Annotated in this window: 7 protein-coding genes and 1 tRNA gene; 3 read left to right on the top strand and 5 right to left on the bottom strand. The window is 67.9% G+C overall.

The window, feature by feature from the left end; all coding sequences use genetic code 11:
• The coding region (locus K6I33_RS29210) for an SIMPL domain-containing protein (protein WP_229357544.1) at positions 1-684 on the top strand (684 nt) is incomplete at its 5' end.
• A gap of 143 nt (positions 685-827) precedes the next feature.
• Entirely contained in the window at positions 828-2,264 is a 1,437-nt protein-coding gene (gene pyk / locus K6I33_RS29205) for a pyruvate kinase (protein ID WP_229357543.1), read from the top strand.
• A gap of 13 nt (positions 2,265-2,277) precedes the next feature.
• Here pyk and K6I33_RS29200 read toward each other — a convergent pair whose 3' ends face one another.
• Positions 2,278-3,066: a helix-turn-helix domain-containing protein gene (locus K6I33_RS29200; protein ID WP_229357542.1), complete on the bottom strand. Its 789-nt coding sequence runs from the start codon at positions 3,064-3,066 to the stop codon at positions 2,278-2,280.
• Positions 3,067-3,138: 72 nt separating this feature from the next.
• Positions 3,139-3,222 (bottom strand) — tRNA-Leu (locus K6I33_RS29195).
• 92 nt (positions 3,223-3,314) lie between these two features.
• On the opposite strand from K6I33_RS29195, the gene K6I33_RS29190 reads away from it, so the two are divergent.
• A complete protein-coding gene (locus K6I33_RS29190; RefSeq protein WP_229357541.1) occupies positions 3,315-3,965 on the top strand; it encodes an ANTAR domain-containing response regulator in 651 nt (216 codons plus the stop codon).
• 76 nt (positions 3,966-4,041) lie between these two features.
• Here K6I33_RS29190 and K6I33_RS29185 read toward each other — a convergent pair whose 3' ends face one another.
• The 3 genes from K6I33_RS29185 to K6I33_RS29175 form a co-directional block, all read right to left on the bottom strand.
• On the bottom strand, positions 4,042-4,758 hold the full coding sequence (locus K6I33_RS29185) for an ABC transporter ATP-binding protein (protein ID WP_229357540.1): 717 nt from the start codon (positions 4,756-4,758) through the stop codon (positions 4,042-4,044).
• Positions 4,755-5,579: an ABC transporter ATP-binding protein gene (locus tag K6I33_RS29180; protein WP_229357539.1), complete on the bottom strand. Its 825-nt coding sequence runs from the start codon at positions 5,577-5,579 to the stop codon at positions 4,755-4,757. Before K6I33_RS29180 ends, K6I33_RS29185 begins: the two co-directional genes overlap by 4 nt.
• A 5-nt stretch (positions 5,580-5,584) precedes the next feature.
• Positions 5,585-6,869, bottom strand: a 1,285-nt coding sequence (locus K6I33_RS29175; protein WP_229357538.1) for a branched-chain amino acid ABC transporter permease, incomplete at its 5' end; no start/stop codon positions are given.

The following is a 6,869-nucleotide window of genomic DNA, read 5'->3' as shown; positions in this document are numbered from 1 at the left end:
GACAGCCCCTACGGCACCCCCGACGCCCCCCGCGTCGCCGTCCGCGGCGAAGCCCGCCTCGAGGTCGACCCCGAGATCGCCCGCATCGGCATCACCGTCACCGCCCGCGGCACCGACCGCCACAACGCCCTACAGGACCTCACCCGCCGCAACAACCAAGTCCTCGACCTCCTCAAGTCCTACGGCGACGCCGTCGAGAAGACCGAGACCGGAACCTTCAGCATCACCCCCCAGCTCACCGACAAAGGCCGCCACGAACGCGTCCGCGCCTACCACGGCCACGTCCACATCACCGCCACCCTCGCCGACTTCACCGCCCTCGGCGAACTCGCCACCCGCCTCGCCGAACTCGACCTCACCCGCGTCGACGGCCCCTGGTGGAACCTCCGCCCCGACTCGCCCGCCCACCGCGAAGCCCGCCGGCAGGCCGTACACGAAGCCGTCCAGCGCGCCCGCGAATACGCCGCCGCCCTCGGCGCGGACCTCGCCGCCGTCGTCGAGATCGCCGACATCGGCGCCGAGAACACCGTCTCCGCCATGCCCGTCGCCCCCGGCGGCATGATGCGCGCCGCCGCCTACGGCGGAGCCCCCGCCCCGCCGCCCACGCTGGACCTCGAACCCCAGCGCCAGACCGTCTACGCCAGCGTCAACGCCCGCTTTACGATGACCCGCCCGGCACTCTGACGGTCACGGGACACACGATGGGGGTGCTCATCAGAGCACCCCCTTGCACGTTTCACAAGGTGTCAACAAGCTTTTACCGAAAGGACGTTGGCCGGTTGCGGCGGGCCAATTCTCTACCCACCGGTAGGTCATAAGGTCGTGCCATGCGCCGAGCGAAAATCGTCTGCACCCTTGGGCCCGCCACCGACTCGTACGAGCAGATCAAGGCACTCGTGGAAGCCGGCATGGACGTAGCCCGCTTCAACCTCAGCCATGGCACGTACGCCGACCACGAAGCGCGCTACCAGCGGGTACGCAAGGCAGCGGAGGAAACCGGCCGCAACGTCGCCGTCCTCGCCGACCTTCAAGGCCCGAAGATCCGCCTGGGCCGATTCCGCGAAGGACCCGTACTCCTTGAACGCGGCGACGAATTCACCATCACCGTCGAAGACATCGAAGGCGACCGCCACCAGTGCGGCACCACCTACAACGGCCTCGCCGCCGACGTCGCCAAGGGCGAACGCATCCTCGTCGACGACGGACGCGTCACCCTCGAAGTCGTCCAGGTCACCGGCCCCCGCGTCAAGACCCTCGTCCTCGAAGGCGGCATGGTCTCCGACCATAAGGGCCTCAACCTCCCCGGCGTCGCCGTCTCCGTCCCCGCCCTCTCCGACAAGGACATCGAAGACCTCCGCTGGGCCATCAGGACCGGCGCCGACATCATCGCCCTCTCCTTCGTCCGCAGCGCACGCGACATCGACGACGCCCACCGCGTCATGAACGAGGAAGGCCGCCACCTCCCCGTCATCGCCAAGATCGAAAAGCCCCAGGCCGTCGACAACCTCGACGGCATCGTCGCCGCCTTCGACGGCATCATGGTCGCCCGCGGCGACCTCGGCGTCGAAATGCCCCTGGAATCCGTCCCCATCGTCCAGAAGCGCGCCATCAAACTCGCCAAGCGCAACGCCAAGCCGGTCATCGTCGCCACCCAGATGCTCGACTCGATGATCGACGCCTCCCGGCCCACCCGTGCCGAGGCCTCCGACGTCGCCAACGCCGTCATCGACGGCACGGACGCGGTGATGCTCAGCGGCGAGACGAGCGTCGGGAAGTACCCCGTCGAGACGGTCCGCACGATGGGCCGCATCGTCATCGCGGCCGAAGAGGACATCCTCGCCAAGGGCCTCCCACCCCTGACCGAACGCAGCAAGCCCCGCACCCAGGGCGGCGCCGTCGCCCGCGCGGCGGCCGAAATGGGCGACTTCCTCGGTGCGACGTTCCTTGTGGCCTTCACTCAATCCGGTGATACGGCGCGGCGGCTGTCGCGCTACCGCTCACCGATCCCGCTCCTGGCGTTCACGCCGGAGCCGGCGACCCGGGCGATGCTCAACCTGACATGGGGCGTGGAGACCTTCCTCGGGCCGGTCGTCGAGACGACGGACGAGATGGTCGACCAGGTCGACGAGTACCTGCTGCGGATCGGGCGCTGTCGCCAGGGCGACATGGTCATCATCACGGCGGGCTCCCCGCCGGGAATGGCGGGGACCACGAACCTGGTGCGGGTGCACCACATCGGGGAGGACGACGCGCCGAAGGAGTGAGCGCTGCCGCTCGCTAGTACTTGGGGCCTATGTGGGCGTCCATGAGGGCGACGGAGGCTTTGCGGGCGACGGAGATGTTGAAGGGCTGGCCGTTGCGTGCCAGGACGCTCCACTCGACGCCGACCTTGGTGAGGGTGCTGGCGAAGAGCTCGCGGATGTCATCCGAACGGTTGCTGAAGAAGTAGCGCGTGTACTCGTAGCGCTTGCGCTCGCCCTTGACCGATTTGGTAGCCCAGTTGGTGATGCGGCAACCGTCCGAGTGGATGAGCCCTCGTATGAACTCCCACGGATACGAGTTCACGATCCGTTGCTGCCACAGCTCCAAGGTGATGTGCCGCTCGTGCTTTTTGCCGGGGCCGTGCTGGGGGAACAGACACGGTAGATGCATCGAGTACACCTTCACGTTGTGGCAGCCCTTGCTACGGACCCGGCAGGTGGCGTTGTCCGGGAAGACTGCGCGCATAGCCGCCTCGCAGGCGTCCATGAGGCCGGGCCAGCTGTCGTCACAGGCGATCATCAGGCTGGGCGAGCGGTGCTTCCGGTAATGGATGATGTGACCGTCGCCGAGGTAGAGGCCGAGCAGGTAGGCGTACGCCCCTTTGTCAAGCGAGCAACCATCGCACCGATGGCACTGGGATCTATGGACGCCCGGGCACTCGCCACGCCTGGATCGATCCATGTGAAGCCAGTAGCTGACCGTGCCTGGCGGGACGCCGAGTCGTCTGGCGACCTCCGCGTTGGTGATGCCGGAGGCGATGAGATCGAGTGCTTTCTGGCGCGCCGCAGTGCCATGAAACTTCATGCGCTCACTGTGCGTGGCGGATGCTTCACCGTGTGGCGGAACCGTGAAGGTTCACGCGATGGGGGTGCTGAGTGCCGGGTGCGGGATTCGAACCCGCATGCCCTTTCGGGCAGATGCTTTTGAGGCATCCGCGTCAACCGATTGCGCCAACCCGGCTAGGCAAGCTGGTGAGCAGCATACCGTGTGCTCCCCCTGCAGCCCCACTAGGTACGCTCATATGGCACCACCTGCCCTGAGCGAGGAGACCCGTGACCGCCGCCGAGCCCCAGCCGCCCGTCGACGACGAGCCGCAGCACACCCCTCCGCACGTCACCCGTGTCGTGATCGCCGAGGACGAGGCCCTGATCCGTCTCGACCTCAAGGAGATGCTCGAGGAAGAGGGCTACTCCGTCGTCGGTGAGGCGGGCGACGGTGAGACCGCCGTGGCGCTGGCGCGCGAGCACCGGCCGGATCTGGTGATCCTCGATGTGAAGATGCCGGTCCTCGACGGTATCTCCGCCGCCGAGCGGATCGCCTCCGAGTCGATCGCCCCCGTGCTGATGCTCACCGCGTTCTCGCAGCGCGATCTCGTGGAGCGGGCCCGGGACGCCGGGGCCATGGCCTACCTCGTGAAGCCGTTCAGCAAGAGCGACGTCGTGCCCGCCATCGAGATGGCGGTCTCCCGCTTCACCGAGATGAAGGCGCTGGAGCAGGAGGTCGCCGACCTCGCTCAGCGCCTGGAGACGCGGAAGCTGGTGGACCGGGCGAAGAGCATTCTCCAGACGCAGTACGGGCTGACCGAGCCCGCCGCGTTCCGGTGGATCCAGAAGACGTCGATGGACCGCCGGCTGTCCATGCAGCAGGTCGCCGAGGCGGTCATCGAGGACGCCCGGGAGAAGAAGGCGTCCAAGGAGCAGTAGGCCTCGGTGCTGATCAGCTGATCAAGGGCCCGTGTCCGGTCTTCGGACACGGGCCCTTCCGCGTTCGCGTGCCCTGTCAGTCCTCGCCCAGGTACGCCTTGCGTACCGACTCGTCGTGGAGCAGGTCCGTCCCCGTCCCGGAGAGGACGATCCGGCCGGTCTCCATCACGTGCCCCCGGTCGGCGAGACCGAGCGCGGCCTGGGCGTTCTGTTCGACGAGCAGGATCGTGGTGCCGGTGGCCCTGAGCTCGGCGATCGTGTCCATGATCTTCTGCATCATGATCGGGGAGAGGCCCATGGAGGGCTCGTCGAGCATGAGCAGCTTGGGGCGGGACATCAGGGCGCGGCCCATCGCCAGCATCTGCTGTTCGCCGCCGGAGAGGGTGCCGGCTGCCTGCCGGGCACGTTCGCCCAGGATCGGGAAGAGGTCGTAGACGCGTCGGACGTCCTGGGCGATGCCGTCGCCGTCCTTGCGGAGGAACGCTCCTAGCTGGAGGTTCTCGGCGATGGTGAGGCGGGGGAAGATGTGGCGGCCTTCGGGGGAGTGGGCGAGGCCGAGGGCGACGATTTTGTGGGCGGGGATTCCGGTGAGGGGTTGTCCGTCGAAGCGGATGGTGCCGGAGCGGGGGGTGAGGAGGCCGGAGAGGGTGCGGAGGGTGGTGGTCTTGCCGGCTCCGTTGGTGCCGATGAGGGTGACGACCTGGCCGGTGTCGACGGTGAACGAGATGCCTTTGACGGCTTCGATCTTGCCGTAGGCGACGCGGAGGTCCTCGACCTCGAGAAGGGCGGTCATCGGTCGGTTTCCTCCTCGGCGGGTGCGCCTTCGATGGGTGCGCCTTCGATGGGGGTGCCGAGGTAGGCGGCGATGACGCGTTCGTCGCGCTGGACGGTCTCCGGTGTGCCTTCCACCAGCTTTTCGCCTTGTACCAGCACGGCGACGTGGTCGCAGAGGTTGAAGATGAAGCGCATGTCGTGCTCGATGACGAGGACGGCGGTGCCCTGGTCGCGGATGGCGAGGACGAGTCGTTCGGTGTCGCGGGTCTCCTGGGGGTTCATTCCGGCGGTGGGTTCGTCGAGGAGGAGCAGGCCGGGGTCGCTGGCGAGGGCGCGGGCTATTTCGAGCCTGCGTTGTTCGCCGTAGGGGAGGTTGCGGGCGAGGTGGTCGCGTTTGACGGCCAGGCCGGTGAATTCCAGGAGTTCCATGGCGCGTTCTTCGGATGCCTTTTCGGCGTGGCGGAAGGCGGGGCCGCGGAGGAGGGCGGAGAGGAGGCCTTCCTTGGTGCGGGTGTGGCGGCCGACGAGGACGTTTTCGAGGACGGTCATATTGGCGAAGAGGCGGATGTTCTGGAAGGTGCGGGCGATACCGGCCTGGGTGACGAGGTGGGGTTTGGGCGGGAGGACGGTGTCGCGGTAGGTGACGGTGCCTTCGGTGGGGGTGTAGAGGCCGGTGAGGCAGTTGAAGAAGGTGGTTTTTCCGGCGCCGTTGGGGCCGATGAGTCCGACGATCTGGCCTTCCCGGACGGTGAGGTCGACGGCCCGTACGGCGGTGAGTCCGCCGAAGCGCATGGTGACGCCGGTGGCGGTGAGGACGGGGGCGGCGGTCGTGGTCGTCATGGTGGCTATGCCTCCGCCTTGGTGAGCCGGATGCCGTCGGTGCCCGTGTCCGGGCCCGGGCCGGCTTCGGCTTCGTGGAACTCCAGCTGCCGGCGGCGGTTGGGGATGATCCCCTCGGGCCGGAAGCGCATGAGGAGGATGAGGGCGAGGCCGAAGGCGAGGAGTTGGTAGTCCTGGAGGAACTGGAGTTTGGCGGGGATGAGGTAGAGCAGTGCGGCGCCGAGGAGGGGGCCGGTGATGGTGCCCATGCCGCCGAGGATGACGGCGGCGAGGAGGAACGCGGAGTTGGGCGGTACGGGTCCGGCGAAGACGTATTGCTCGGGGACGACGGTGTAGGCGACGTGGGCCTGGACGGTGCCGGCGAGTCCGGCGAGGGTGGCGCCGAGGGCGAAGGCGATGAGTTTGAGGCGGAAGCCGTTGATGCCCATGGCGGTGGCGGCGGTTTCGTCCTCGCGGATGGCGACCCAGGCGCGGCCGATGCGGGAGTTTCCGGCGCGGCTGAAGACGAGGACGACGAGGGCGGTGAAGAAGAGCATCAGGAGGTAGTAGTTGGCGAAGGGGGTGAGGGTGAGGCTGCCGAGGGAGTGGGTGGCGCCGAAGTCGTAGCCGAGGATGGCGAGGTCGGGGATGTTGGGGATGCCGTTGGGGCCGTTGGTGAGTGAGGGTCCGGATTCTCCGTTGAGGTTGCCGACGGCGATGCGGAAGATCTCGCCGAAGCCGAGGGTGACGATGGCGAGGTAGTCGCCGCGCAGCCGGAGGGTGGGGGCGCCGATGACGACGCCGAAGACGAGGGAGGCGGCGGCGCCGGTGAGGACGGCGGCCCAGAAGGGGAAGTGGATGTGGAGGGTGGAGGCGGTGGAGCCGGAGACGAGGGCGGCGGTGTAGGCGCCGACGCCGAGGAAGGCCACATAGCCGAGGTCGAGGAGGCCGGCGAGGCCGACGACGACGTTCAGGCCGAGGGCGACGGTGGAGAAGATGAGGATGTTGACGATGATGAGGGTGTATTCGTCGGTGTCCTGGGTGAGGGGGAAGAGGACGGCGGTGACGAGGGCCGCGGTGAGGGTGATGCGGCGGTGCCGGTGGGTGAGGGTGGTGAGCCGGGCGCTCAGTCCGCTGGTGAAGAGCGCGGCGGTGGTGAAGCCGGTGAGGAGCAGGAAGCCGGTGAAGAGTTCGCCGTAGGCGGTGCCGATGCCGTAGGTGAGGACTTGGAGGGCGAGTCCGAACACGGCGGCGATGATGAGGATTTCGGCCCAGGTGGGGAGGGTGCGTGCCGGTGGCAGGGGGCGTGCG

This window comes from Streptomyces sp. UNOB3_S3 (assembly GCF_020740895.1).
Taxonomy (GTDB): domain Bacteria; phylum Actinomycetota; class Actinomycetes; order Streptomycetales; family Streptomycetaceae; genus Streptomyces.
This window is presented reverse-complemented; position numbering and strand designations above follow the sequence as displayed.